The 25,207-nt window shown below is 73.8% G+C and carries 28 protein-coding genes; 17 read left to right on the top strand and 11 right to left on the bottom strand.

What is annotated here, in order from left to right; all coding sequences use genetic code 11:
• Positions 1 to 30: 30 nt before the first annotated feature.
• Together KVT14_RS08550 and KVT14_RS08545 are read right to left on the bottom strand one after the other, a co-directional pair.
• A complete protein-coding gene (locus KVT14_RS08550; RefSeq protein WP_217615256.1) occupies positions 31 to 1,287 on the bottom strand; it encodes an SLC13 family permease in 1,257 nt (418 codons plus the stop codon).
• Between the two features lie 33 nt (positions 1,288 to 1,320).
• Positions 1,321 to 2,322 (bottom strand): L-lactate dehydrogenase, encoded by a 1,002-nt coding sequence (locus KVT14_RS08545; RefSeq protein ID WP_308160974.1) that lies wholly within the window; start codon positions 2,320 to 2,322, stop codon positions 1,321 to 1,323.
• A 186-nt stretch (positions 2,323 to 2,508) separates the two neighbouring features.
• Here KVT14_RS08545 and KVT14_RS08540 point away from each other — a divergent pair, with 186 nt between their 5' ends.
• The 4 genes from KVT14_RS08540 to KVT14_RS08525 all read left to right on the top strand — a co-directional run bounded on the left by KVT14_RS08540 (position 2,509) and on the right by KVT14_RS08525 (position 5,951).
• Entirely contained in the window at positions 2,509 to 4,248 is a 1,740-nt protein-coding gene (locus KVT14_RS08540) for an FAD-dependent oxidoreductase (protein WP_217615255.1), read from the top strand.
• A 216-nt stretch (positions 4,249 to 4,464) separates the two neighbouring features.
• Positions 4,465 to 4,728 (top strand): metal-sensitive transcriptional regulator, encoded by a 264-nt coding sequence (locus tag KVT14_RS08535; RefSeq protein WP_217615254.1) that lies wholly within the window; start codon positions 4,465 to 4,467, stop codon positions 4,726 to 4,728.
• 79 nt (positions 4,729 to 4,807) lie between these two features.
• Positions 4,808 to 5,200, top strand: coding sequence for a nuclear transport factor 2 family protein (locus tag KVT14_RS08530; RefSeq protein ID WP_217615253.1), 393 nt, complete (start codon positions 4,808 to 4,810; stop codon positions 5,198 to 5,200).
• Between the two features lie 40 nt (positions 5,201 to 5,240).
• Positions 5,241 to 5,951 (top strand): YafY family protein, encoded by a 711-nt coding sequence (locus KVT14_RS08525; RefSeq protein WP_217615252.1) that lies wholly within the window; start codon positions 5,241 to 5,243, stop codon positions 5,949 to 5,951.
• Between the two features lie 18 nt (positions 5,952 to 5,969).
• Here the strand turns inward: KVT14_RS08525 and KVT14_RS08520 are convergent, their stop codons facing one another.
• A complete protein-coding gene (locus KVT14_RS08520) occupies positions 5,970 to 6,509 on the bottom strand; it encodes a TetR/AcrR family transcriptional regulator (RefSeq protein ID WP_217615251.1) in 540 nt (179 codons plus the stop codon).
• An 84-nt stretch (positions 6,510 to 6,593) separates the two neighbouring features.
• Between KVT14_RS08520 and KVT14_RS08515 the strand changes: the two genes are divergently transcribed.
• Complete coding sequence (locus tag KVT14_RS08515; protein ID WP_217615250.1) at positions 6,594 to 7,565, top strand: SDR family NAD(P)-dependent oxidoreductase; 972 nt, start codon at positions 6,594 to 6,596, stop codon at positions 7,563 to 7,565.
• An 18-nt stretch (positions 7,566 to 7,583) separates the two neighbouring features.
• Here KVT14_RS08515 and KVT14_RS08510 read toward each other — a convergent pair whose 3' ends face one another.
• From KVT14_RS08510 to KVT14_RS08500, 3 genes are read right to left on the bottom strand one after another with little or no spacing between them, the layout of a single operon-like run.
• Positions 7,584 to 8,114, bottom strand: a complete 531-nt coding sequence (locus KVT14_RS08510; protein WP_217615249.1) for a putative immunity protein — start codon at positions 8,112 to 8,114, stop codon at positions 7,584 to 7,586.
• A gap of 52 nt (positions 8,115 to 8,166) precedes the next feature.
• Complete coding sequence (locus KVT14_RS08505) at positions 8,167 to 8,922, bottom strand: ABC transporter permease (protein WP_217615248.1); 756 nt, start codon at positions 8,920 to 8,922, stop codon at positions 8,167 to 8,169.
• A 1-nt stretch (position 8,923) separates the two neighbouring features.
• Positions 8,924 to 9,847, bottom strand: a complete 924-nt coding sequence (locus KVT14_RS08500; RefSeq protein WP_217615247.1) for an ABC transporter ATP-binding protein — start codon at positions 9,845 to 9,847, stop codon at positions 8,924 to 8,926.
• A gap of 79 nt (positions 9,848 to 9,926) precedes the next feature.
• On the opposite strand from KVT14_RS08500, the gene KVT14_RS08495 reads away from it, so the two are divergent.
• Positions 9,927 to 10,580 carry a TetR/AcrR family transcriptional regulator gene (locus KVT14_RS08495; RefSeq protein WP_217615246.1) on the top strand — a complete coding sequence of 218 codons (654 nt, stop codon included), beginning with the start codon at positions 9,927 to 9,929 and terminating at the stop codon, positions 10,578 to 10,580.
• A gap of 52 nt (positions 10,581 to 10,632) precedes the next feature.
• Here KVT14_RS08495 and KVT14_RS08490 read toward each other — a convergent pair whose 3' ends face one another.
• The gene (locus KVT14_RS08490) at positions 10,633 to 11,061 is read right to left on the bottom strand and encodes a VOC family protein (RefSeq protein ID WP_217615245.1); all 429 of its coding nucleotides are present in this window, start codon (positions 11,059 to 11,061) and stop codon (positions 10,633 to 10,635) included.
• A 62-nt stretch (positions 11,062 to 11,123) separates the two neighbouring features.
• On the opposite strand from KVT14_RS08490, the gene KVT14_RS22325 reads away from it, so the two are divergent.
• Positions 11,124 to 13,349 carry a GNAT family N-acetyltransferase gene (locus KVT14_RS22325; protein WP_254630605.1) on the top strand — a complete coding sequence of 742 codons (2,226 nt, stop codon included), beginning with the start codon at positions 11,124 to 11,126 and terminating at the stop codon, positions 13,347 to 13,349.
• 26 nt (positions 13,350 to 13,375) lie between these two features.
• Complete coding sequence (locus KVT14_RS08470; RefSeq protein ID WP_217615244.1) at positions 13,376 to 14,125, top strand: formylglycine-generating enzyme family protein; 750 nt, start codon at positions 13,376 to 13,378, stop codon at positions 14,123 to 14,125.
• Between the two features lie 11 nt (positions 14,126 to 14,136).
• Here KVT14_RS08470 and KVT14_RS08465 read toward each other — a convergent pair whose 3' ends face one another.
• Complete coding sequence (locus KVT14_RS08465) at positions 14,137 to 15,108, bottom strand: NAD(P)-dependent oxidoreductase (RefSeq protein WP_217615243.1); 972 nt, start codon at positions 15,106 to 15,108, stop codon at positions 14,137 to 14,139.
• Between the two features lie 170 nt (positions 15,109 to 15,278).
• Positions 15,279 to 16,466: an MFS transporter gene (locus KVT14_RS08460; RefSeq protein WP_217615242.1), complete on the bottom strand. Its 1,188-nt coding sequence runs from the start codon at positions 16,464 to 16,466 to the stop codon at positions 15,279 to 15,281.
• A 118-nt stretch (positions 16,467 to 16,584) separates the two neighbouring features.
• On the opposite strand from KVT14_RS08460, the gene KVT14_RS08455 reads away from it, so the two are divergent.
• The 8 genes from KVT14_RS08455 to KVT14_RS08420 all read left to right on the top strand — a co-directional run bounded on the left by KVT14_RS08455 (position 16,585) and on the right by KVT14_RS08420 (position 22,852).
• On the top strand, positions 16,585 to 17,430 hold the full coding sequence (locus tag KVT14_RS08455; protein ID WP_217615241.1) for a helix-turn-helix domain-containing protein: 846 nt from the start codon (positions 16,585 to 16,587) through the stop codon (positions 17,428 to 17,430).
• Positions 17,431 to 17,679: 249 nt separating this feature from the next.
• On the top strand, positions 17,680 to 17,931 hold the full coding sequence (locus KVT14_RS08450; protein ID WP_217615240.1) for a hypothetical protein: 252 nt from the start codon (positions 17,680 to 17,682) through the stop codon (positions 17,929 to 17,931).
• Positions 17,932 to 18,259: 328 nt separating this feature from the next.
• Complete coding sequence (locus tag KVT14_RS08445; protein WP_217615239.1) at positions 18,260 to 18,808, top strand: sigma-70 family RNA polymerase sigma factor; 549 nt, start codon at positions 18,260 to 18,262, stop codon at positions 18,806 to 18,808.
• Positions 18,805 to 19,992 (top strand): hypothetical protein, encoded by a 1,188-nt coding sequence (locus tag KVT14_RS08440; protein WP_217615238.1) that lies wholly within the window; start codon positions 18,805 to 18,807, stop codon positions 19,990 to 19,992. The genes KVT14_RS08445 and KVT14_RS08440 overlap by 4 nt, the downstream gene beginning before the upstream one ends.
• A 255-nt stretch (positions 19,993 to 20,247) precedes the next feature.
• On the top strand, positions 20,248 to 21,102 hold the full coding sequence (locus KVT14_RS08435) for an SDR family oxidoreductase (RefSeq protein ID WP_254630603.1): 855 nt from the start codon (positions 20,248 to 20,250) through the stop codon (positions 21,100 to 21,102).
• A 150-nt stretch (positions 21,103 to 21,252) separates the two neighbouring features.
• Positions 21,253 to 21,828, top strand: coding sequence for a hypothetical protein (locus KVT14_RS08430; RefSeq protein ID WP_217615276.1), 576 nt, complete (start codon positions 21,253 to 21,255; stop codon positions 21,826 to 21,828).
• A 191-nt stretch (positions 21,829 to 22,019) separates the two neighbouring features.
• Positions 22,020 to 22,337, top strand: a complete 318-nt coding sequence (locus KVT14_RS08425; RefSeq protein ID WP_308160973.1) for a PadR family transcriptional regulator — start codon at positions 22,020 to 22,022, stop codon at positions 22,335 to 22,337.
• 2 nt (positions 22,338 to 22,339) lie between these two features.
• Entirely contained in the window at positions 22,340 to 22,852 is a 513-nt protein-coding gene (locus KVT14_RS08420; protein ID WP_217615236.1) for a PspC domain-containing protein, read from the top strand.
• Positions 22,853 to 23,002: 150 nt separating this feature from the next.
• Here the strand turns inward: KVT14_RS08420 and KVT14_RS08415 are convergent, their stop codons facing one another.
• Together KVT14_RS08415 and KVT14_RS08410 are read right to left on the bottom strand one after the other, a co-directional pair.
• Positions 23,003 to 23,497 carry a hypothetical protein gene (locus KVT14_RS08415; protein WP_217615235.1) on the bottom strand — a complete coding sequence of 165 codons (495 nt, stop codon included), beginning with the start codon at positions 23,495 to 23,497 and terminating at the stop codon, positions 23,003 to 23,005.
• 81 nt (positions 23,498 to 23,578) lie between these two features.
• Complete coding sequence (locus KVT14_RS08410) at positions 23,579 to 24,166, bottom strand: TetR/AcrR family transcriptional regulator (protein ID WP_217615234.1); 588 nt, start codon at positions 24,164 to 24,166, stop codon at positions 23,579 to 23,581.
• Positions 24,167 to 24,283: 117 nt separating this feature from the next.
• On the opposite strand from KVT14_RS08410, the gene KVT14_RS08405 reads away from it, so the two are divergent.
• Positions 24,284 to 25,201 carry a chlorophyllase gene (locus KVT14_RS08405; RefSeq protein ID WP_308160972.1) on the top strand — a complete coding sequence of 306 codons (918 nt, stop codon included), beginning with the start codon at positions 24,284 to 24,286 and terminating at the stop codon, positions 25,199 to 25,201.
• The last annotated feature ends 6 nt before the right edge of the window (positions 25,202 to 25,207 follow it).

Raw genomic sequence — 25,207 nt, 5'->3', positions numbered from 1 at the left:
CCACGCACCTCGGCGGACGGGGCCCGGAGCTCACGGGCCCAGGGGCCACACCAGGGGCACGACGAGCGTCACGACGACGAGCCACGCGAGCGTCACCACCGCTCCGAGCCGCCAGTAGTCGCCGAACCGGTACCCGCTGGGGCCCTGCACGAGCATGTTGGCCGGGGTCGCCAGCGGCGTCAGGAACGACGCCGCCCCCGCCGCCGCGACCAGCATGAGCACCGGCTCGGCCCCGACGCCGACCTCGGCGCCCGCCGCCAGCGCGATGGGCGTGACGACGAGGACCGTCGCCGCGTTCGACACGAACTGCCCCAGGGCGACCGTCAGCAGGAAGAGCGCCACCAGCAGCAGGTGCCCGTCGCCGTCGGGGACCACGCGGACCACGAGGTCCGCGAGCACGTCGGCCGCGCCGGACCCCGAGATCGCGGCCGAGAGCGGGATGAGGCCGCCGATCAGGACCAGCGTCTCCCACGGCACGGCACGGAGCGCCCGGGACGGACGCACCACACCGGTGAGGACCATCGCCGCGGCCCCCGCGAGCCCGGCGAGCGCGGGCGTCACCGCGCCGGAGGCGAGGAGGCCGATCGTGGCACCCAGCACCACGACGGCCCGGACCGCGGCGCCGCCCACCCGCACGTCCTCGTGGACGACGGTCCCGGGGGCGGGGTCCGGCGCCGCTCGGTCGGGCAGCAGGCGGCTCCCGAGCAGCGCCGTCACCAGCACCGTCACGAGGGTGAGCGGTACGCCGAGCGCCGCGAACTCGAAGAAGCCGAACCGGTCGCCGGTGGTCTCGGCCAGGGCGTCGGAGACGATCACGTTGACCGGGCTGCCCGCCAGGGTGAGCAGCGCGCCCGCGCTCGCCGCGTAGGCCAGCGGGATGCCCAGCCGGGAGGGGGCGCTCCCGGAGCGCCGGGCCACCAGGAGCGCGACGGGGAGGACCGCCGCGGCCGCGCCGTTCGGCGTGACGAGGGCCGAGATCAGCGCGGCGAGCGCCATGACGGCGACCGCGACCCGCCGGTGGCCCGAGCCCGCGCGCGCGAGCACCAGCTCGCCTGCCCAGGCCGTCACCCCCGAGGCCTGCAGCCCCTCGCTCAGCACGAACAGCGTCGCGATGAACACCACCACGGGGTCGCCGAACCCGGCGACCGCCTGCGCCTCGGTGACGACGCCGGTGGCCGCGAGCGCCAGCGCCGTGAGGACCGCGACGACGGCGGCCGGGAGCCGGTTCCAGACGAACAGGCCGACGGCGGCGGCGAGGACCAGGAGACTGGTGGTGGCGTCCGACATCCCGGCGGCGGTCCCCGCGGGCCGATCGCGGGCTCAGAGCCCGAACGGGCGGGCGGTCTCGCGCAGCGCGTCCGCCGAGCGCCGGAGGGCCACGAGCTCGTCGGTCGACATCGGCACCCGCAGCGGCGCACCGGCCCCGTCGTGCGCGACGACGGTGGGCACGGACAGGCACACGTCGCCGATGCCGTCGAGGTCGTCGATGAGCGAGGACACGGGCATGACGCGGTGCTCGTCGTTCGTGAGCGCCTCGACGATCCGGGACCCCGCCAGCCCGATCGCGTAGCTGGTCGCGCCCTTGCCCTCGATGATCTCGTACGCGGAGTGCACCACGTCGTGCGCGATGGACGCGCGGACGGCCGGGGTCAGCGGCTCGCGCCCGGGCAGAGGGTCGAGCTCCAGCAGGGGCACCCCGCCGATCGTCGCCGAGGACCACAGCGCCACCGCGGTGTCGCCGTGCTCGCCGACGATGTACGCGTGCACGTTCTGCACCGCCACCCCGACGTGCTGGGAGATCAGGTACCGGAACCGCGAGGAGTCCAGGACCGTCCCGGAACCGATGACCCGGGCGCGGGGGAGCCCGGAGAACCGGAGCGCCGCGTAGGTGACGACGTCCACCGGGTTCGTCACCATCACGAACACGGCGCCGGGCGCGACCTCGACGAGCTGCGGCACGAGCGTGCGCATCAGCCCGATCGTGCGCTTCGCCAGGTCCGTGCGGGTCTGCCCGGGACGCTGGTTGGCCCCCGCGGTCACCACCACGACGTCCGCGCCGGCGCACGCGGTGATGTCGTCCGTGCCGACGACGTGCGCCATCGGCACGAACTGGATCCCGTGCGCGAGGTCGAGCGCCTGGGCGCGGACCTTCGCCGTGTCGACGTCGTAGAGCACGACCTCGCGCGCCGCGCCGCGCATCAGCACGGCGTAGGCGAGGGTCGCGCCGACGGCGCCGGCGCCCACCACGGCGACCTTCGCGGTCGAGCGGGGGGTCGGCTCCGCGCCGCCCTCCACGGTCCGTCCCTCACCTGCACCCGTCACCGCGCCCCCTCGGCCCGTGTCCCACAGCCCCGCCCTCCTGAAGACAGGATGTGACGCGCGTCACCCTATCGCCCGCCTCGCCGGGGTGACCACCCGGGTCGTCCGCCGAGTGCCGCGTCCCCGGCGGGGCTGTGTGTGCCGCACGGCACGTGGCGAGTAATACCCCCGGGGGTATACGGTCGCATCATGTCCACGACCTCCGACCCCGTTGCCGTGCCCCGACCTCGCCGCCTCGTGATCGTCGGGGGAGTGGCCGGCGGCATGAGCGCCGCCGCCCGCGCCCGCCGCCTCGACGAGCGCGCCGAGATCGTCGTGCTGGAGCAGTCCGAGCACGTCTCGTTCGCGAACTGCGGTCTCCCGTACGGGCTGTCCGGCGAGATCGAGCAGCGAGCGGACCTGCTGCTGCACACGCCCGAGTCATTGCACGCCGCGCTCGCACTGGACGTCCGCACCGGCAGCCGCGTCACCGCGGTCGACCGTGCCGCGCGCACCGTGCACGTCGCGACGGCGACCGGCGGCTACGAGCTCGGCTACGACGCGTTGCTCCTGGCCCCGGGGGCCGTCGCCGTCCGCCCGCCGGTGGACGGCCTCGACCACCCCGCGGTGCACGCGCTGCGCACCGTCCCCGACCTCGACGCCCTGACCGCCCGGATCGCGGCGCTGCCCGTCGGCGGCCCCCGGCGGGCCGTCGTCGTCGGCGCCGGCTTCATCGGGCTGGAGGCCGTGGAGGCGCTCGTCGCCCGTGGGCTCGAGGTCGCGCTGGTCGAGCTCGCCGACCACGTCCTGCCCCCGCTCGACCCCGAGCTCGCGCCGCTGCTCGCGGACGAGCTGCGCGCGCACGGCGTCGGGCTCCACCTCGGGGTCTCGGCCACGGCGATCACCGGGACGGCGGACGGGGCCGCGCTCGTGAGCCTCTCGGACGGCACCCGGCTCCCCGCCGAGGTCGTCGTGGTGAACGTCGGCGTGCGGCCCGCGAGCGACCTCGCCCGGGACGCCGGTCTCGACCTCGGCGCCCGCGGCGCGATCCGGGTCGACGCCGACCAGCGGACCTCCGACCCGTCGATCTGGGCCGTGGGCGACGCCGTCGAGGTCGTCCAGGCCGTCACCGGGGACCGGGGGCCCGTGCCGCTCGCCGGGCCGGCGAACCGCCAGGGCCGGCGCGCGGCGGACGCGATGCTCGGCCGGCGCACGACGCCGCAGGCGCCGGTGCTCGGGACCGCGATCGTCCGGGTGTTCGGGCTGACGGCGGCCGTCACCGGGGCGAGCCGGTCGACGCTGCGGCGCGCCGGCCTCGCGCACGAGACCGTCCGGGTCCACGCGGGTCACCACGCCGGGTACTTCCCGGGGGCCGAGCAGGTCCACGTCGTCGCGAGCTTCGCGCCCGACGGCCGGCTGCTCGGTGCCCAGGCGGTGGGCCGCGAGGGCGTCGACAAGCGGATCGACGTGCTGGCCACGGCCCTGCGCGCCGGGATGGGCGCCGACGACCTCGCCGAGCTCGAGCTCGCCTACGCGCCGCCGTACGGTTCGGCCAAGGACCCGGTCAACATGCTGGGCTTCGTGGCGCAGAACGCCCTGGACGGCACCATGCCGCAGTGGCAGCCGGACGACGCCGACGACGTGCTCGCCGGCAGCCTGGTCCTCGACGTCCGCACGCGCGCCGAGCACGACCGCGGGCACCTCGACGGGGCGCTGCACATCCCGCACACCGAGCTGCGCGACCGGCTCCACGAGGTCCGCGCGGCGGCGGGCGGCCGACCGGTGGCGGTGCACTGCGCCAGCGGCGTCCGGTCGCACATCGCCACGCGCGTCCTGCTGCGGGCCGGGTTCGACGCCCGCAACCTGTCCGGCGGCTGGATCAGCCTCGACCTGGCCCGCCCCGGCCTCACCCGCGCCTGCGGACGAGCCCTCGACGGGGCCCTGGTGTGACCCTGCGGCAGGATGCCCGGGCGGTCGTCGTGTGAACGTCCGTCACCGACCCACAACCCCACTCACGAACGAGGAGACCACCCACCATGTGCAGCCCCGCCCTGTGCCGCTCCTGCGGCAAGACCACCTGGACCGGCTGCGGCATGCACGTCGAGTCCGTCATGGCCGACGTGCCCCGCGACCAGCAGTGCACCTGCGGCTGAGGAGAGGACGGCCATGGAGCTCGACCCCGGCGAGATGGGCAAGGTCGTCAACCGCCTCAAGCGCGCCCAGGGCCAGTTGGCCGCGGTGGTGCGCATGATCGAGGAGGGCCAGGACTGCGAACCGGTGGTGACCCAGCTGTCCGCGGTCTCCAAGGCTCTGGACCGCGCCGGCTTCGCGATCATCGCGTCCGGCATGAAGCAGTGCCTGACCGACCCGGACGACGACAGCACCCTGGACGTCGACAAGCTGCAGAAGCTCTTCCTCTCGCTGGCCTAGGCGCGGGCGCCGGGGACCGGTCGACCGGTCCCTGGAACACCGACACACCGTTGTCGCGCCCGTGTCCGAGCCTGGACGCATGACCGGGACCACGAACCCCACGACCATCTCCCGCCGCTCCCTGGACCGGTGGCTGACCATGTGGAACTCCGACGGCGACCTCGCCCGCGAGATCTGCGCCGAGGACTTCCGCATCCACTTCGCCGTGACCGAGCCCGACGGCTCGACCCCGGCGGACGACATCCGCACCGCCGACGACTTCGCGCGGTACCTCGCCTGGTGGCACGGCCAGAACCCCGGTGTCGTGTTCACCGCGGTCGCCGACGCGATCGACGGGGACCACGGCCGGCTGCTCTGGGACGTGGAGCAGGGTGGGGCCCGGGCCAATGGCGTGGACGTGTTCGACTTCGACGCCGACGGCCGGGTGCGCCGGGTCTGGTCCGTCGGGGGGCAGCGGAGCATGCGCAGCTGACCGCCGCGACCGGCGACGACGCGTCTGCCAGGCTGGCGGCATGAAGCGAGCCGAGCGGCAGTACGCCCTCGTCGACCTGCTCCGTGGTGCGCGCCGGCCGTGGTCGGCCGCCCGGCTCGCCCGCGAGCTCGGGGTGTCCACCCGCACGATCGAGCGCGACATCGCGTCGCTCCAGGTCGCGGGCGTGCCTTTCTACGCCGAGTACGGGGCCGCGGGGGGCTACGCGATCCTGCCCGAGTACTCGCTGCCGCCGCTCAACCTCTCGGCCGCCGAGTCGCTGGCGGTGCTCGCCGGGCTGGCGCTGCTCGACACCTCGCCCTACCAGGGCGCCGCCCGGCGCGCCCGCGCCAAGGTCGCGGCGGTCATGGGGGAGGAGCACCGCGCCCCGGTGCAGGAGCTGCTCGGGCGGATGCAGGTCATCGACCCCGTCGCCCCGGCCGACGGCGGCGTGCCGCTCGGCATGCTCTCCGACGCCATCGCCGCCCGGCGGGTCGTGCGGCTGACCTACCTGGGCGAGGCCTCGGGGGACGACGTCCCGGCGAGCACGGTCCGCGACGTCGAGACGATGGGGCTGCTGCGCGGAGGCGACGCCTGGCTGCTCGTCGGGTGGTGCCGGCTGCGCGACGCGATCCGCGGGTTCCGCATCGAGCGCATCACGCGCCTGGAGCTGCTCGACGAGGTCGCGCCGGAGCGCGACCCGGCGCTGCTGGAGGCGGACCAGGTGCGGTGGCCGATCCGGAGCCTCGGCTGAGCGGTGGGACCCGCACCCTCAGTCCGGCCGGAGGCCCGCGCGGAGGACGGCGGCGATCGTCGGGCGGTCGTCGGGGCCGCCGAGCCGCACGGCGTGCTCGAAGCCGCACACGAGGTGCATGAGCTGGTCGAGCGTGAGCCCCCGCCGGACGGCGCCCGCGCGCTCGGCGCGCTCCAGCAGCGCGGCGGCGGTCCGCGTCAGCTCGGCCTTGGCGTCGCGGACCTCGGGGGACGAGTCGTCGGCCGCCAGGAGCACCTGCTGGAGCCCGTCGTCGGCGAGCAGCAGGTCGAGCACGGTGGCGAGGAACCCGTCGAACGCGGCGCCGGGGTCGTCGTCCTGCGCGGCGGCGCGGGCGGCGTCGACGGCCCGCTGGACGGTGGTCGCGGTGAGCTCCTCGACGAGGGCCTCGACCGTGGGGAAGTGCCGGTAGACGGTCCCGACACCGACCCCGGCGGCCCGGGCCACCTCGTTGAGGCGGAGCGTGCCGCGGTCCTGCCCGGCGGCGGCGGCGAGGATGCGCGCGCGGCTGCGGGCGGCGTCGGAGCGGAGCGGCGGCATGTCCGGCAGCGTACCCGAAGTGGATGACTCATCCGCTACGGTCAGAGCGAACGGATCATCTATCCACTTCGCGAAGGGACGACCATGACCGACCACGCCACCCGCCAGCACCCCTCGACCGACGACGCGGCGTGGGACCCCGCTCACCCGCCCCGGCAGGACGGGCGCACCGTCGTCGTCACGGGCGCGACCGCCGGGATCGGGTACTTCGCCGCCGAGCAGCTCGCCGCCGCGGGTGCCGACGTCGTCCTCGCCTCGCGGTCCGCGGACCGCCTCGCCGGGGCGCGCGACGCGATCCTCGCCCAGGTGCCCGGGGCGCACGTGCGGACCGTCGTGCTCGAGCTCGGGTCGCTGCGTGCGGTGGACGAGGCGGAGGCCGAGCTCGCCGCGCTCCCACGGCTCGACGCGGTGTTCCTCAACGGCGGTGCGATGTCGATGGACCCGCGCGCCCGCACGTCCGACGGGCACCCGCTGCTGCTCGGCACGCACGTGCTCGGGCACGTGCGGCTGCTCGCCGGGATCCTGCCCGCGCTCACGGCGACGGCCGTCGAGCACGGGGGAGAGGGCCGGGTGGTGCACGCTTCCACCGGGTTCGTCGCGCGGTTCCGACCGGGGTTCGACGACCCGGCCCGGGTCCCGCGGCTCGGCATCGTCGCGTATGCCCGGGCGAAGGCCGTCACGGAGGTGCTCGCGTTCGAGCTGGACCGCCGGCTGCGGGCGGCCGGGCACCCCGTCGCCTCGCTGGTGACGCACCCCGGCGTGGGCGTGGACGCCCGCACACCGCACCGCCCGGGCATCCGCGACGGCAGCACGCCCTACCGGCGCAACCCGTACACGCCGTGGGCGCAGGGCAAGGACGCCGCGGCCTGGCCCGGTGTCCGCGCGCTCACCGACCCCGGCGTGCGGGGTGGGGAGTACGTCGCGCCGCGCGAGGGGATGCGCGGCGTCCCGGTCCGGGTGCCGACGCCCGCACCGACGGCGCACCCGGGGGCGGACGCGGTGCGGCGCGTCTGGGAGCGGGTCGAGGACCTCGCGGGTGTCGAGCTGCGCGTCTGAGCGTCCCCTGCGGTGTCCTCATTCCTGCCCCCGCTCCCGGATCGCCGAGTCCAGCGCGCTCATGAGCGCGGCCACCTGCGTCCTCCCGCCCGGCGCCGCGGGGTACCGACCCAGGATCTCGGGCACCGGGGGAGCGGCCCGCTCGGCCAGGAGGTGGACGGCCTCCTCGGCCGGCGTGCCCGTCGTCAGCTCGGCCACCCGCGCGGCGCAGGCGGCAGCACGCAGGATGTGCCCGACCTGGGTCGCCTCGGCGATCGGGTGGAGGTAGGCCGCCGCCGCCGCGTCGCCGCACGCGAGCGCCGCGAGCCGCGCGGGCTCCGCGGCGACGGATCGCGCTGCGCGGTGGGCGGCGAACGCTGCGGCGCGCTGCAGGTTCGAGCGCGCGGCCCCCTCGGCGAAGGCCTGCGCCGCGGCGATCGCGTCGCGCGGGCGGGGGTCGTCCGGGGCGACGGCCTCGAACTCGGGGAGCAGGCCCCGGGCGCAGTCGACGGCGAACCGGACGACGGCGCGCAGCTCGTCCGTGGTCAGGTCGACCTGGCGCGCCCCCATCTCCCCATGATGCCGCCCGCGGAGCCGGGCGCAGGGCAGGAATGCAGGGTCCTCACGCGTCGCGGGTCCGGAGCGTGAGGTGGGCGGCGAGCGTGGTCCAGAGGGTGCACACGGCCATGACCGCGAGGCCACCCGGGCCTGCCAGAGGGCCGGTGCCGGTAGTCGTGTAGGAGGCCTGTCCGGCCGTCGTCGGCCAGTAGGTGCCGGCGAGGTCCCCGAGGGCGCCGGGAAGTCCCGGCGCGAGCGCGGGCACGAGGAGGGCCACGGTCACGACGACGGCGAGTGCGCCCGAGGAGGAGCGGGTGAGGGCGCCGAGCGCCACGCCCAGCACGGCGGTGAGCACCAGGTAGCCGACCGCGCACACGACCGCTCGGACGCTGTCGGCCTCGGTCAGGTCCGCCGTCGGCAGCCCCGCGGCGGCCAGGGCCGCCTGGCTCGCTCCGAGACTGCACCCGACGGTGAGCACGGCGGTCGCGAGCGCGACGAGGGCGGCGACGGTGAGCTTGGTGACCAGCAGGACGGCGCGTCGGGGTGCGATCGTCAGGCTCGTGACGATCTGACCGGTGGCGTACTCGCTGGTGAACGCCTGGGCACCCAGCGTCGCGACGAGGATCTGCCCGACGAGGATGCCCTTGAAGCTGACGCCGGTCGGGTCGAAGTCCGCGGGCAGGTCGGCCTGCCAGTCGGCCGCGAGGCCGCTGATGCCGAGCAGGCTCACGACCACGGTGACCAGGACGGTGCCGGCCGCGAGGATCCAGGTGGTGCGGATGCTGCGGGTCTTGATCCACTCCGAGGCGAGGAGGTCCATGTCAGGCGGCGTCCTTCTGGGTTGAGGTCATGGTGAGGAAGACGTCCTCGAGCGAGTCGCGGACCGCGGTCAGCTCGGACAGCTCGATGCCGGCGGCAGCGGCGACGCGGCCGACGTGGTCGGTCGCGGCCCCCTCGACGTCGACCCCGTCCGCGCCGGCGGTGTCGGCTGTGGCCCGCAGGCCTTCGCGGGCCAGCGCCTCGAGGAGTCCGGGCCGGTCCGGCGTGCGCGCGCGGACGTGCTCGGTGGTGTGGTCGGCGATGAAGGCGGCCAGGGGCTGATCGGCCAGCAGCCGCCCGCGGTGGATGACGACGAGGTGGTCTGCCGTCAGCTCCATCTCGCCCATGAGGTGGCTCGAGAACAGGACCGTGCGGCCCTCGGCCGCGAGGTCGCGCATCAGCGAGCGCGCCCACCGGATCCCCTCGGGATCGAGGCCGTTGAGCGGCTCGTCGAAGATCACGACGGCCGGGTCGCCGATCAAGGCCGTCGCGATGCCCAGCCGCTGCTTCATCCCGAGTGAGAAGTCACCGGCGGGGCGGTTCCCGACGCCTCCCAGCCCCACCAGCTCCAGCATCTCGGACACCCGGGACCTGGCTACGCCTCCGGCGCGCGCCACCGCCGCGAGGTGGTCCGCGGCCGCACGGCGCGGGTGGACGCCGCGGGCGTCGAGCATCGCGCCGACGACGCGCATCGGGTGCGGTGTCTCCGCGAGCCGCAGGCCGCCCACCGTCGCCGCACCGCTGGTGGGCTTGTCCAGCCCGAGGAACATCCGCAGCGTCGTGGACTTCCCCGCCCCGTTGGGGCCGAGGAAGCCGGTCACGACGCCGGGCCTCACGGCGAAGGACAGGCCGTCGACGGCGGTGAGGTGCCCGTATCGCTTCCGCAGGGCGTGCGCCTGCAAGGTCACCGGGTTCATGATCTGCATGGGTCGCGACACTACACCGTGTCGTGTAGATCTACACCGCCCGGTGTAGCATCGAGCGGGAGCACGACGGAGGAGAGCGATGACGACGGTGGGCGACAAGCCCGTGCGCGAGGGCCAGGCGCACAAGCGTGCGGCGATCCTGGCCGCCGCCAGGGAGCTGTTCGTGCGGACGGGCGTAGAGCGCACGAGCATGGACGCGGTGGCCGCGCTCGCCGGGGTGTCGAAGCGGACCGTCTACGACTACTACGGGGACAAGCGGCGCCTGCTGCTCGGCGTCGTGGAGGACGCGGGGGAGCGCGCGCTGGCCACGCTCCGCGGGCTGGTCGCGCAGCACCTCGACGACGCGGGCATCACGGACGTCGCCCAGCTCGACGAGGCGCTCAGCGCGCTCGCCGCCGACCTCGGCCGCTCGCTCCTGCAGTCGTCGGACTACCTCGCCGCGGTCCGGCTGATCAACGAGAACGAGGCGCTGCTGCCGGAGCTCGACGACCACCCGCTCGACGAGGCCCACGCGCAGGTGCTCAGCGAGCGTGTCGGCCGCTTCGCCCGCGCCGGCCTGCTCGACGCCGAGGACCCGGGGCTCGCCGCCGCGCACTTCCACGCCCTGACCGCGCTGCGCGTGCTCAACGCGCCGGCGCGCCGGCGCGCCGAGGGCGCGCACGTCCGGCGGATCATGACCGACGGCGCGCGCGCGTTCATGCGCGCGTACGGGGCGCGCGACGCAGGGGAGTGATCGCGCGGCACCTCCGTGCGCACCAGGGAGCCGCCAGGAGCCCCGCGAGCGCTCAACGGCCGTAGCGGCCGGCGAACCGCTCGACGGCTTCCGCACTCACCGGGCTGAACACGCCCACGAGGTTCTGGTCGGGGTCACGCAGGAAGAAGACCCGGTTGCCCCACGGCATGAGCGCCGGCCCGGCGACGAACTCCGTGCCGAGGGCGGCCAGGCGCGCGTACTCGGCGTCGACGTCGTCGACGAGGAGCTCGAGGATCGCCGACCGGTTGGCCGCCGCCTCGGCGGAGCCGGGGGCGAACAGCGGCACCGTGGCGGTGCTGCCGATCGCGAGGGTCGCGGTCGGGGTGACGATCTCGGCGAAGACCGGGGCGGGGCGCAGGGCTGTGGTGCCGGTCAGCTGCTCGTAGAAGGCGACCATCGCGTCGAGGTCGTCGGTGATGAGGCGGATCGAGACGAAGGCGGGGCCAGGTGACTGGGTCATGGACGTGACGCTAGGACCGATACCGGGCGGAACTTGTCTGGTATCCGTGGGAATCTGTGGGCATGGCCCGCTCGACCGCTCGCGTGCTCACGCTCCTGGAGCTCCTCCAGGCGGGCGGGGTCCAGCCCGTCGCCGCGCTCGCGACCCGGCTGGGCGTCGACGAGCGGACCGTGCGGCGCTACGTCGCGCAGCTGGTCGAGATGGAGGTGCCGGTCGAGTCGATCCGGGGACGGCACGGCGGGTACCGCATCGCCCCCGGCTACCGGATGCCACCCCTCATGCTGACCGACGACGAGGCGCTCACCCTGCTCCTGGGCCTGATCATCGGCCGTCGCGGCGGCGGGCTGCCGGTCGACGACGACACCGTCGAGGGTGCGGTCGGCAAGCTGCGTCGCGTGCTGCCGCGACGGACGGCGGCGCGGCTCGACGCGCTGCTCTCCTCCGCGGACCTGGCACTCCTCGGCCCGTCCGCGCCGTCGGCCACGGAGGCCGCTGGCGGCACCGACCCGGAGGTGCTGCTGGTCCTCGCCGAGGCCGCTCGCGATCGCCACCCCGTCCAGATCGGCTACGTCCGAACCGACGGGACGGCGAGCCGGCGCACGATCCTGCCGTACGGCGTGGTCGCGCGGTCCGGGCGCTGGTACGTCACAGGCCACGAGTCGCGGACCGGCGAGGTCCGGACGTTCCGCGTCGACCGGATCAGCGACCCGGTGGCGCTGCCCGGCTCGTTCCACGTGCCCGGCGACTTCGACGCGAGCGCCACCGTGCTGGCGAGCCTCGCCGCCACGCCGTGGCGCCACGAGGTGTCGGTCCGCGTCGCCGGCACCGTCGAGGACCTCCGCACGCAGCTCCCCGCCGGCCTGGCGACGCAGGGACCGGCCTCGTCCGACGCGGGGCCGTGGACCCGCGTCCACCTGCGCGCCGAGCGGCTGGACTGGGTGGCTCCGTACCTCGCCGGGCTCGGCCGCGATCTCGTCGTCGAAGGTCCGGCCGAGCTCCGGGAGCACGTCCGGGCCCTGGCTGACCGCCTGCGCGCTGCGAGCGGGGACGACGTCAGCGACGAGACCTCACCCGAGGACCGACCCGAGCGCCCCCGGGTCCGCATCGTCCATCTGACGGGCGCGGTGTTCGACGCGCTCGCCGCCGGTGACCTCGCCCGCGCGAACGCGTGCAGCCCCGTCCGGTTGACCGCGTACTTCGCCGGGCCCGACTGGCGGAGCACGTGGGCGAGGCGGAGCGAGCAGGCTCGTCGGGACCCCGCCAGCACGGCCTGGGTCACCGGCGTCATCTGGGACGAGGACCAGTCCCTGCCCGCGGGTCGCGCGGGGTTCCACGGACCACCGGACGCCGACGGCACGGTGGAGATCGGGTACGCGGTCGATCCCGCGCACCGTCGCCGTGGCTACGCTCGTGCGGCGCTCGAGGCGCTGCTCCGGCGAGCTCGGGATGAGCCGGCCGTGCACCGGGTGCGCGTCACCATCGCTCCGGGGAACACCGCGTCCTGTGACCTGGCGGTGCAGTACGGGTTCACCGCCGTGGGGGAGCAGTGGGACGACGAGGACGGCCTGGAGATCGTCTACGAGGTCGCCGCCGACGCCGGGGCCTCGAGGCCGGCCGTCCCGGACGCGCCGATGGCGGAGCTCGGGCCCGGGAGCCTGCGTGCCGTCGTCTTCGACGTGGGGGAGACCCTGGTCGACGAGTCGAGGGCGTGGGGCGAGCAGGCTCGGACGGCGGGTGTCACCCCGTTCAGTCTCATGGCCGCGATCGGATCGGTGATCAGCCGGGGACGCGACCACCGCGAGGCGTGGACCTTGCTCGGGGTGGCGCCGCCGGCCTCGGCACCTGACATCGAATCGGGCGACCTCTATCCGGACGCGCTCGAGTGCCTCCGCTCGGCACGCGCGGCGGGTCTCGTGGTGGGGGTGGCGGGGAACCAGCCCCGAGGAGCGGAAGCCGCACTCAGAGCGGCCGGTGTCGACGTCGACTTCGTGGCCGCCTCCGCCACGTGGGGGGTCGCGAAGCCGTCGCCCGAGTTCTTCCGACGGGTGGTGGACGAGACCCAGGTCGACGCTCACCGCGTCCTCTACGTCGGCGACCGCCTGGACAACGACGTCCGCCCGGCAGCTGCCGCAGGCCTGCGGACGGCGTGGCTGCGACGCGGACCCTGGGCGCACCTGCAGCAGCGGACGGCTGACGAGACGCGCCCGGACCTCGAGCTCCGCGACCTCGCGCAGCTGACCGCGGTTCTCGGGCGACCTGCGCCGTCCGGCGAGCGAGCCGGCGACTAGCGTCGGGTCGCGTGACCCTACCCCCGATGACCGACGTCCCCGGCGGCGTGATCGAGATGTCCGATGCCCGTCGCGGGACCTCTCGCCAGGTCTCGCTCTGCGACTTCGAGATCGGCACGCGCCCGGTCACGGCGGCCGAGTACGTCGCCGTGACCGGCGAGTCGGGGGTCCCGGACGCGTCTCCCGCTGCTCCGGTGCACGGAGTGCGCTGGCTCGATGCCGTGGAGTGGTGCAACGCGGCGTCCGTCCGCGCCGGCCTGACCCCGGCCTACGAGCTCGGCGGCCGGCTCGTGCGGTGGGACGTCACCGCGTCGGGCTACCGGCTCCCGACCGAGGCGGAGTGGGAGTTCGCGTGCCGGGCCGGCACCACGGCGGCCACGTACGGACCGCTCGCGACCACGGCCTGGACGTCGCTGGACGACGTGGACGGCCCGCAGCCGGTGGGTTCCAAGGCCGCCAACGCATGGGGTCTGCACGACATGCTCGGCAACGTCTGGGAATGGTGCTGGGACTTCGCCGACACCGCCCGCTACGGGGACTACCGCGTGCTGCGCGGTGGAGGGTGGGCGGACGCGACGTGGAGCGTCCGTGCCTCGGTGCGACGCGGCAGCGCCCCCGACGCCGTGATCGAGGACGTCGGGTTCCGCGTCGCACGGGGTGCAGTGCCGACGCGCGACCCCGGGTCGGTGCAGGGGTGGTCGGCCGACGAGGACCGCCGACGCGCCGACGTGCGTGGTCCGCTTCCCCTCGGCTGGACACCGCTGCGGGGGCTGTGACGCGACGACGACTACACGGTCAGCGGGTTCTCGACGCTCAGCTGCCCGTGCTCGACGAGCCAGCGCACCGACTCCAGGATCGCGTCCTCGGGCTCCCACGCCGGTGCGTACCCCAGCAGGTCGCGGGACTTCTCGATGGACAGCACGTGGTTGCGCTGCAGGTGACCCCAGGAGCTCTCCGCGAGCTCGGAGGTGGTGAGGGTCCGGAACTCCTCCCACGTCACCGGCTCGAGCCGGGCGGTCCGGCCGAACCAGCCGGCGGCGATCGTGGCGTAGCCGTGCACCGTGAGGGCGTGGGGCGCGACCGCGTGGAAGTCCTCACCCGCGGCCTGGTCGCGACGCGCGACGGCGAGCTCGAACACCTGGGCGACGTCGTCGGCGTGCACGTGGTGCATCGACTCGGCGCCGCTCCCGGGGACGCGCAGCGTCCGCCCTGCCGAGAGCGCGGTCCACGTCGCGGGGTCGTTGTTGCCGAGGACGCCGGTGGGGTGCCAGCCGGGGCCGACGATGTGCCCTGGGTGGACGGAGGTCGTCACCAGCCCACCAGCTGCGGTCTCGCGCGCGAGGTACCGGGCGATCAGCTCCTTCTGCGTCCCGTACTCGTCGATCGCCGGGGTGCCCTGCCCCTCGCTGATCGGCAGCTTGAGGCTGGGGCCGTACCGCCACAGCGATCCGCAGTGCACCAGGTGCTCGACGCGGCCGCGGATCGCCTCGACGAGCGAGGTGGTGCTCTCCAGGGTGAAGCCGAGCAGATCGATGACCACCTGCGGTTCCAGCCCGAGCACCGTCGCGCCGAACGTGCCCTCGGCGTCCTGCTGCGACCGGTCGACGGCGACCTGCGCCACCTGCTGCCACTCCGGCCCGACCGCGTAGGCCTCGCGGGTGCCGCGGCTCATCGAGATGACGTCGTGGCCGGCACGGACGAGACGCGGGACGAGGTACGTCCCGATGTGGCCGCTGCCGCCGATGACGAGAACGCGCATAGCTGCTCCTGAGTTCGTGGCGACGACGGGGCGCCGCCGGCTCTCGTGAGGCTAGGTCACGGGGGAGGGGTGGTCAGGTCGACAGCGTGACCGTGCGCGCCGGGACCCCGGTCGGACACGGTCGGGTGGGGCCACCGCGCAGGTGCCCCCACCCGGCGGTGGCGGGTGCGTCAGGGCAGCGAGACGAGGGCTTCCTCCGGGGTCTCCGGCGTGGGAGCCGGTGCGTGGCTGCGGCGGGTGAGCAGGAAGATCGCGAGCCCGAGCACGGTCATCGCTGCTCCGACGAGCGGCAGCAGCCGGTAGGCGGCGACCTGCTCGAGGAACGCACCGCCGACGCCGGATCCGACGGCGACGCCGGCGTTGAACGACGCCGCCGCCAGGGCGGAGACGACCGCGGAGGCGGTGCCGGCGACCTGGAGCACGTAGGACTGCAGCGGCGGGACCATGCCGAACCCGGCGGCGCCGACGACCACCAGCAGCACCATCACCGCGGTGGCGACGGGACCGAGTGCCCACAGCGCGACCAGCCCGACGATCAGGACGATCAGGAACAGCAGGACCGCGGCGGTGATGGACCGGTCGGCCAGGTGACCGCCGAGGACGTTGCCGCCGATGAGGCCGACGCCGAACAGGAGCAGGACCCAGGTGACCGAGCCGGACGCGATGCCGGAGACGTCGGTGAGGAACGGGGCGATGTAGGTGAACGCGACGAACAGGCCGCCGTAGCCGAGAGCGATCGCCAGGAACGAGACCCACAGCCGCCCGTTGCGCAGGACGCCGAGCCCGGAGTCGCCGTGCTCCTGCTCGCCGGGGCGGGCCCTCGGCACGACGAGTGCCATGGCGACGAGGCCGAGGGCGGCCAGGGCGGAGATCACCCAGAACGCAGCCTGCCAGCCGATCGCGCGGCCCAGAATGTTGCCGATCGGGACGGCGACGACGTTGGAGGCGGTCAGGCCGGTGAAGACCACCGCGATCGCGGTGGCGCGCCGCTGGGCGGCGACGAGGCCGGTGGACATCGTGATCGCGGTGCCGAGGAAGCCGCCGAGCATCGCGCCGGCCAGGGCGCGCAGCACGCCGATGACGGCGAGCGAGTGCGTCAGGGAGGTCAGGGCGTTCGCGACCAGGAACACCGCCGTGAGGACCAGCACCAGCGGGCGGCGCGGGACCTTGAGCGTCGCGGCCGCGACGACGGGACCGCCGAGCATGGCGCCGAGGGCGAAGGTCGTGGTGACGAGCCCGGCCCGGGCGACGGAGATGTCGAGGTCGGAGCTGATGAGCGGGAGCAGTCCGTTCGGGACGAACTCGGCGGTGCCGAGCGCGAACGCGGTCAGAGCAAGAGCGAGGATCGGTAGAGGCACGCCGACGAGCGTCCGCGCGGTCAGCGGGCGGTACCAGATCCCAGGTGTTCCACCCCTGGGCGTGAGTATCAACGATTGGGGCAGGATCGGATCGACGTCCCGGACGTAGCGTGGAGGCATGTCCGATCCCGGGGAGCTCGCCGTCTTCCTGCGCGCCAAGCGCGCAGAGGTGCACCCGGCCGCCACGCCGCTGCCCGCGTTCGGTCAGCGGCGCCGCGTGCCGGGGCTGCGGCGCGGGGGGGTCGCCCAGCTCGCCGGGATGTCCGTCGCGTACTACACGCGCCTGGAGCAGGGGCACTCCAAGCGCGCCTCGGACGAGGTGCTGCTGTCGATCGCGAACGCGCTGCGCCTCTCGGTCACGGAGACCGAGCACCTGCTGGACCTCGCCCGCGGCAAGCACGCGACGGTGTCCGCGGACGGACCGGAGCACGTCAGCGACAGCGGGCAGGCGCTGCTGGCCTCGCTCGCGGCCCCGGCGGTGATCCTGGGCCGCCGCAACGACGTGCTCGCGTGGAACCGGCTCGGGCACGCGCTGATCGCCCCGCACCTGGCCTTCGACGCACCCCGGTCGCCGGAGACCCGACCGTCGATGCCGCGCCTGGTCTTCCTCGACCCCGCCGCGCGCGAGCTGTACCGGGACTGGCAGGACGAGGCAGCGGACTACGTCGCCTACCTGCGCCTGGTCAGCGGCAAGTACCCGGGCGACGAGGAGCTGACCCGCATGGTCGGGGAGCTGTGCGTGCGGGACGACGCGTTCGCCGCGCTGTGGGCCTCGGGCCGGGTGCACGAGTGCGTCGCCGGGTCCAAGCGGCTGCACCACCCGACCGCCGGCGACATCACCGTCGACTTCCAGCTGTGGGCCCAGGCCGACCGCCCCGACCAGCGCGTCGAGGTCTACCGCGTCCAGGACGACCCGGAGGGCGATCGCGTCCGCGCGCTGCTGCGCGCCACCGCGACGACCTGAGCGGCGACGTCGGCTCCGTCGTGGCGCGCAAGCACTGGGGGAGGGGCTACGCCACGGAGGCCGCGTCGCGGGGGCCACTGCGCATCGAGGTCGATCACACTCGTCGGACGAAACTGTCTCCTGCGACGACGATCGAGCTGTTCGGCGACCGAAACCCGGACGTCGGCGGCGCTCTCCCGCTAGCGTGCCGAGAGCGTTCGGGCGCCGGCCCGACGAGACGGGGGCGTGGTGTCGGTGGTGCAGGGGCAGATGGCACGGGTTCGGCTCCAGGCAGCGGCGAAGGTCGTCGCCGTGCTGGCCCTCGTGCTCGCCGTCGCGGACGGGTTCCGGTGGGGGAATCGCTGGTACGTGGCCACTCAGTTCGCCCGGTCCGACGTGGACTGGGGCAACGCGATGGTCGCGCACGCGCACGAGGCGCTGGTCCGCGGGCTCGCGCTGCTCCTGGTGGCGGCTGTCACGGCGGCGATCGGGTGGCGAGTGCGCGTCGTCGTGCACCGCTGACCCGGGCGAGCGGGATCCGTCGACGCTGAACGCCGGCTCGCGCCCGCCGGATCGCGCCCCGGTCGAACAGCGCAGCACGACGAGACCTCAGGGAAGCACGATGTGCAGGGGTCTCAGGGCACCTGTGCGTACCAGGGTTGGTCGTCCTGTCCGTTTCTTGTTGCGAGCCGAGATCACCGTCTGCGGGCTGACTGGATCGGGCGAGCGCAGGCGTCGCACGATCGTCGCTGATGGTTCACCAGCGACGATCGGTCGCTCCGTGCAACGTTTCGCGCGTGCTCCCCGTCCCTGGTGGTAGAAGATGCACACCACTGGCGAGGGGGCCGCGATGGACGACCGCCGTCGACACAGCGACGACGTGATGGTTGCCCTGGCACGCGACCGTGGACCGGCGCTGCACGCCTATGCCTCCCTGCTCACCGGCAATCTTCGCGACGCCGAGGACCTGGTCCAGGATGCGCTGGTCAAGACGTTCGTCCGCGGGCGGCACGTCGAGCTCGCCTCGGCCGAGGGGTACGTCCGCACCGCGATTCTCACCACCTGGATCGACTCGTATCGTCGGCGCCGGCAGTGGGAGCGAGTCCGTCACCTGCTGGTCCGCGACGAGCGCCTGGAGAGCCGCACCGACGAGGTGGAGGCCCGTGCGGACGTGCGGACCGCGCTCGGCCGTCTGCCTCCGCAGCAGCGGGCGTGCGTGGTACTGCGGTACTACGACGACCTCACCGTGGGCGAGATCGCCGATCGGATGGGCCTCGCTGACGGCACCGTCAAGCGCTACCTGAGCATTGCGGTCCGGCGCCTCGAGAGCGTGCTGGGGCCGCTCGCCGCCCCGGCGGCGGCGCGGACCGTCCTGGTCGACGAGGGAGACGGGCGATGAGCATGGACTTCGGCAGGGCGCTGCGAGACCTCACCACCGAGGCAGAGCGGGTCGCGCACCCAGTGGACGTGCGGCGCATCCAGACCCGCATGCACCGGCGCCGTGCGCGCCGCGTCACCCTCCAGTGCATCGGGGGAGTGGCCGTGATCGGGGCGGTGGGCACGGGAGTCGGACTGCTCGCAGACGGTCTGCCCGAGGATCACCGACCAGCCCTGCCCAGCACACCCGCTCCACGCGTTCCGACGTGCGGGGAGGAGTTCGTGCTAAGCGCTGCGGACCACGTGGACTTCACCGTGCACGGCTCGGTCGCCGTGGGAGTGGTCGACGAGCGCAACGGGTCGTTCCAGGGGACCTCGACAGGTGATGCGCTGTACGTCGACGTGTTCGTCGAGCCCGACGGCCCGTCCGGTCCGCTCGGTGCGCCCGACCGCTCCGCGGTGACGACTGTCCTGGTCGATTCCGGCGGGACCGTTGCCTTCCGTAGCGATCAGGCCCAGCAGCTCGAGTTCGAGGCGACCGACGGCAGCGGGGCGACCGCCGTCGACGGGCTCTACGACGCGGCCGACTGCCGCACGGATGCACCTCTCGACGGTACGTACCGCACCTACGCCGTCGGCACGGATCCGAGAACGGGCCGCAGCGACGTCGTCCAGCTCGCGCCCGTCAGCTTCGAGCTCGGAGCCGGCCAGCAGGCCGGGCAGTGGCCCAGCCTGGTACCGACGTGCGGGCGCGCCGCTCCCGACGACCTGATCGCCGGACGCGTGACCGCGGACTTCGACGTCGCCCTCGAGTCGAGCGCCGGCCTCGACGATCTCCGTGGGGGCCTGAGCGCTCGCGCGACGGTGACGGCGACGACCCCGGAGGGCAGACTCGTCGGCACCGTGCCGCAGACGCTGCACGCGGTGCTCGTGGATCACGATGGCACCGTCGTCAGCCAGGTGTACGACCCGACGCGGCAGGACTACGACTCCGGCGCGACCTTCGACGTCGGCGCGGGAGAGTCGTTCCCCGCCGAGGTCTACCAGTGGTTCGCGTCATGCCCGGACAGCGGCAGCTACGAGACCGTCCCATCCGGGTCGTACACCATGTACGTCTACAGCGTCATCCTGGCGAGCGATGGTCCAGGAGCGTCACCCTCGCCGAAGATCGCGGTCGGAGGACCCTACGCGGTCACGTTGCAGTAGGCCATGCAGACCGGGAAGCCGCGGGCCCCATCTTGGGGGAACGCAGCTGTTACTGGCACCCCTGCATCTCAGGATCGGTCGTACTCCGTAGCGGTCGCGCGTCACGGGGCTACAGCAGGGAGCGCGCCTCGGCACGCACCTGGGAGCGGACCGGCTCGCCGGCAGGCCTGCGAGCCCGAGGGCGGCCACCGCAGCCGCGGTATCGACCGTGCCTGGGAAAGATCTCTCCCCGGTTGAGCCCGGACAGGGCGAGACATGCTCGTACCGGAGCCGCGGACGGCGGCTCGGACGAGAAGGAGTGCAGTGCGAGTACTGGCCCTGGGTGGCACAGGAAGTGTTGGCAGGTGGGTGGTGACAGAGGCCTTGGAGGCCGGCCACGAGGTCGTCGCGCTGGTCCGCGACGTCGACCGGGCACGAGCTGTCCTGCCGAGCGAGGTGCGGTTCGTCGAGGGTGACCTGACGACGGGTGCGGGGATCGCTGAGGCGGTCCGCGACGTCGAGGCGATCGTCGCGACGCTCGACGGTGATGCGCGGCTGGTCGACTTCGGCGGGATGCTGCGCGTGCTGCGCGCGATCCGTGACCGCAGGGTGCACCTGGTGATCATGTCGGCCATCGGCGTGGCCAACGTCGGTCAGGGGGACCTGCTGGACTGGAAGCGTCGAGGGGAGCGGCTGGTGCGTGCCAGCGGCCACGACTTCACGATCGCGCGGCCCGGGTGGTTCGACATGCAGAGCGCGGACCACCAGTCCCTGCACCTGTTCCAGGGGGAGCAGCGCTGGTCCATGACCCCGGACGTGGGTGTCGTCGGGCGTCAGCAGATCGCGCGGGTCCTGGTCGGCGCGTTGTCGAGTCCCGAGTCGAAGGGCAAGACCTTCGATCTCGTGGCCGAGGTCGGGCCGGCGCAGGACGAGCTCGACCCGTTGTTCGCCGCCCTCGAGGCCGACGATCCGCGGACCGCGGACTGCTGGTGGGACCCGGACAACATGCCGCTGGCCGACGAGCATGCCCAGGTGCTCCACGCCCTTGCCGAACTCTCCACCCCTCGCGTCGACCCGGACCACGGTGTCGCACGAGGCATCAGCCACAGCACTGAGGAGCCCAACTCATGAAGCGGAACGTCAGCTTCGACCGCGACACCCTGACCCTGCAGGGTCACCTGTTCACCCCCGCCGACTTCGACGAGGCGAAGAGCTACCCGGCGGTCATCGTCCAGGGCTCGTTCACCTCGGTGAAGGAGCAGATGCCCGACGCGCCCGCAGATCCAGCGCCTGCTCGACCACCTGACCCTCACGCCCGCGTTCGTCGTCGGCAAGCACCTGGACTACCTCGCCTGGAACCCGCTCGCCGGAGCCCTCCTGCTCGACCTCGACGCGATCCCACGTCGTGAACGCAACTACGTGCGGATGCTGTTCACCGACCCGCGCATGCAGGACTTCTACGACGACTGGGAGGCAATGGCCCGCGCCGGCGTCGCCCTGCTGCGCATGCAGACCATCGACAACCCGCGCGACCTCCGGCTCGCCGAGCTCGTCGGCGAGCTGTCGATCAGCTCCCCGCTCTTCCGGCAGTGGTGGGCCGACCGGCGCGTCCACGTGCAGGAGTACGGGCGCAAGACCATCAACCACCCCGATCTCGGCGCTTTCACCTTCGACTGGGACAGCTACTACTGGACCGGCAACCCGGACCAGCACGTCACCGTCTGGTCGCCGGAACCCGGCTCCGCGAGCGAAGACAAGCTCCGCATCCTCAGCTCGTGGATCGCTACGCCTGCGTCCCGCAGCCACTCCGCGCCAGATGCGAAGTCCGGCGAACTGCCCCCTCACCCGGCTGGCTGAGAACTCGGTCAAGTGTGCTGGCCGGGACGGCGACGGATCCGGGGGAGCCGACGTCCAGGAGGGGGAGCGGCTGCGGCACTCCGGCCTCGGGCGTTCGGCGACGCAGGATGACGGTGACGCGGACGTGGAGGGGACTGTTGCGGGTGCGACCCTTGCTTGTGCTAGGTACCGGGTTGCAATAAGGTACCTATGTGGAAGCGAAGCTGGCTGCACTACGCCGGGGAATGCTCGAGCCGGCCGTCCTCGCCGTCGTCGAGCACGAACAGCGGTATGCGGGGGAGATCGCGGAGACCCTTCGAGCCTCAGGGTTCCCGGTCCAGGACGGGACGCTTCACCCTCTGATCAGCCGGCTGCGACGAGAGGGGCTCGTCACGCACGAGTGGCGCGAGTCGCCCACGGGTCCGCCCAGGAAGTACCTGGCGATCTCCGACCTCGGCCGGCAACAGCTCGGGGAGTTCCGCACATACATCCACACCCTCGCGACGGCACTCGACTCGATAGGACGATGACCATGACTGATCTCGCTCTCGCCGGACATGGCGGTGCGTTCCCGATGAGTGCGGAGGCGAGGGTGCTGATCCTCGAGTACCTCGCGCAGGCGCGCACGGCGATGGGAGCCAGTCCTGCCGGCGACGAGACCGTCCGCGACGTCGAGGCAGCGATCGGCGATCAGCTCCGGCGCATCCTCGACGACGGAGGTCAGATCGACAGGAGCGTGACGACGCGCGTTCTGGAGCAGTTCGGTCCCATCTCCCCGGACGGCGAAGCCGCACCCGCAGCACGCGCTCCGTTCCTCTGCCGGATCGTCGAAGGGAAGCAGATCAGTGGCCTCTGCCTCGGCCTCGCGACCCGTGCCGATGTCCGCGTCGACTGGCTGCGCAGCATCGCGGTCGTCCTGGGCCTGTTCAGTGGAGGACTGCTCGTCGTCGCGTACCTCGTCGCACTTCTGTTCGCACCGCGCATCCGCACCACCGGGGAGTACCGACAGGCGCTCGAAGCCGACCGGCGACGCAAGCAGCACTGACGAGCACCACACGGTGCGACCAGCGCACCGTCACGTTCGTGCTGCCCGGGGAGAGGGCCGGCTCGTGCGTCGAGGAGGGACGGTGCCGGCGGCGTCGTACATCAGATGCAATACGCAGACGAGGGTCTGACATAACGTGCATTATCGGCGTTACGTGAGCACCCGCCGGATCGGACCCACCGGCCGGACGACGGCCCAGGCCGCGGCGGTCCCCAGGCCCCACGTGACGGCGGCGATCCCGGCCGCGAACCCCGCGAACACCGCGAACATCCCGTCGTACGGCGCGGTCGTGTCGATGGACCGCCAGCCGAACGGCCCCCACGGGCTCAGGAGGAACGCCGCGCCGACGGCGGCGGCTCCCGCGGCGAACCAGCCGACCGTCAGCACCTGCCACCCGAGCCCTGCCTCGCGCAGGCTCACCGCGGTGATCACCAGCAGCGGGACGCCGATCACCGCGGCCGGCACGACGGCGAGCGCTGGGACCCAGAGCGCGACGTACCCGAGATCACCCCACGCGCCGGTCTCACCCGTGTGCGCGACGGCGGCCAGGAGCAGGGCCAGGAGCAGGGCCAGGACGGTCGCGGCGACCGACAGCGCGAAGGCCAGAGGCCACACGAGCAGCAGGCGCCACCACCGGACCGTCATGCCGTGATCATGGCACCCGGTCGGTCTCGGAGGTGCGCGAACGCCGCCGCGTCCCCCGGGTGCGCACGGGACGGGCCGCCGTCAGCGCGACCCGGCGCGCAGCCCCGCCAGCAGCACCGCCACGGCGGCGCGCGCGTCGTACCGCTCGTCCGACTCGGCGCCGATGCACAGGTTCCCGACGGACCGCATCAGCCCGTAGGCGCCTAGCGCGTCGTTGATCTCACCGGCGCTCCGTGCCGCGGCCAGCAGCTCGCCGCACACCGGCACGAGCCGGCTGACGAACAGCCCATGCAGCGCCTCGAACCCCGGGTCCGTCGAGCGCAGCGCCCCTGCGAGCCCGTGCTTGGTGACGAGGAAGTCCACGAACCCGTCGATCCACGTCGCCAGCGCCGCCGACGGCGTCCCGCCCGCGGCGAGCAGATCCGGCCCGAGGCGCGCCAGCGCGTCGATCTGGTGCCGGTAGACGGCGACGACCAGGTCGGCGCGCGTCGGGAAATGCCGGTAGATCGTGGCGACGCCGACGCCGGCCCGCGCGGCGACGTCGCGCACCGGCACGTCGACGCCGGCCCGCACGAACTCCGTGGCTGCCGCGTCCAGCAGCGCGGCGACGTTGCGCTCGGCGTCCGCGCGGCGCCGTCCCCGGCCCGGGGTCGCCTCAGTCTCGGCCATGTGCGGGGTCACCTCACGCTGCTTGCTAAACGGAACACGGTTCCATATGGTCTACCGGAACACTGTTCCGTATGGCCCAGTGTGCCAGATCGTCGTCCCCGTCGAAAGGCCATCGCCGTGACCACCAGCACGATCCCCACGACGCCCATCAGCTCGGTCAAGCCGATCGAGGTCCCGGTCGACGGGCGACCCGCTCCCCTGCTCGTCCGGGTCACCGCTCCCCTGCGCGGCGACCGCCTCCCCGTCGTCGTCCTGTCCCACGGCAACGGCTGGTCGATGGACGGCTACGCACCGCTCGCCGAGCACTGGGCCGGCGAGGGCTTCGTCGTCGTCCAGCCCACGCACCTCGACTCGCGCTCCCGGGGCCTCGGTCACGACGACCCCGGATTCGCGGACATCTGGCGGTGGCGGATCGCGGACCTCACGGCGGTGCTGGACCACCTCGACGCGATCGTGGCCGCGGTGCCGGGGCTCGCCGGCCGGGTCGACCGGGAGCGGATCGCCGTCGCGGGGCACTCCTGGGGCGCGCAGAGCGCGGGCGCCCTGCTCGGCGCCGGCGTGCTCAGCCCCGACGGCGCCGCCGAGGAGCAGTTCGCGGACCCGCGGGTGCGGGCCGGGGTGCTGCTCGCGGCGACCGGAACCGGGGACAGCCTCACGCCGTTCGCCGCGGAGCACCTGCCGTTCATGCGTCCCGCGTACGCGCACCTGACGACGCCGACGCTCGTGGTCGCCGGTGACGCCGACCGGTCGGCGCTGTCCACCCGCGGACCCGACTGGTTCACCGACGCCTACCACCTCAGCCCCGGGGCGGACGCGCTGCTGACCCTGACCGGCGGCGAGCACTCGCTCGGCGGGATCGTCGGGCACGAGGTGGCCGAGACCACCGACGCCAGCCCGGAGCGGGTCCGGCTGGTGCAGCGCGTGACCACCGCGTGGCTGCGCACGCGGCTGGGCGTCGACCCCGAGGCCTGGCCGGCGACCGCCACGGACGTCCGGCGGACCGCGGTGGAGGTCGGGGCCCTGGCGACGGCGTGACGGCCG

Source organism: Cellulomonas sp. GbtcB1, assembly GCF_019091725.1.
Classification (GTDB): Bacteria; Actinomycetota; Actinomycetes; order Actinomycetales; family Cellulomonadaceae; genus Cellulomonas.
Note: the sequence above shows the minus strand (reverse complement) of the source record. Positions and strands in the feature narration are given on the sequence as shown.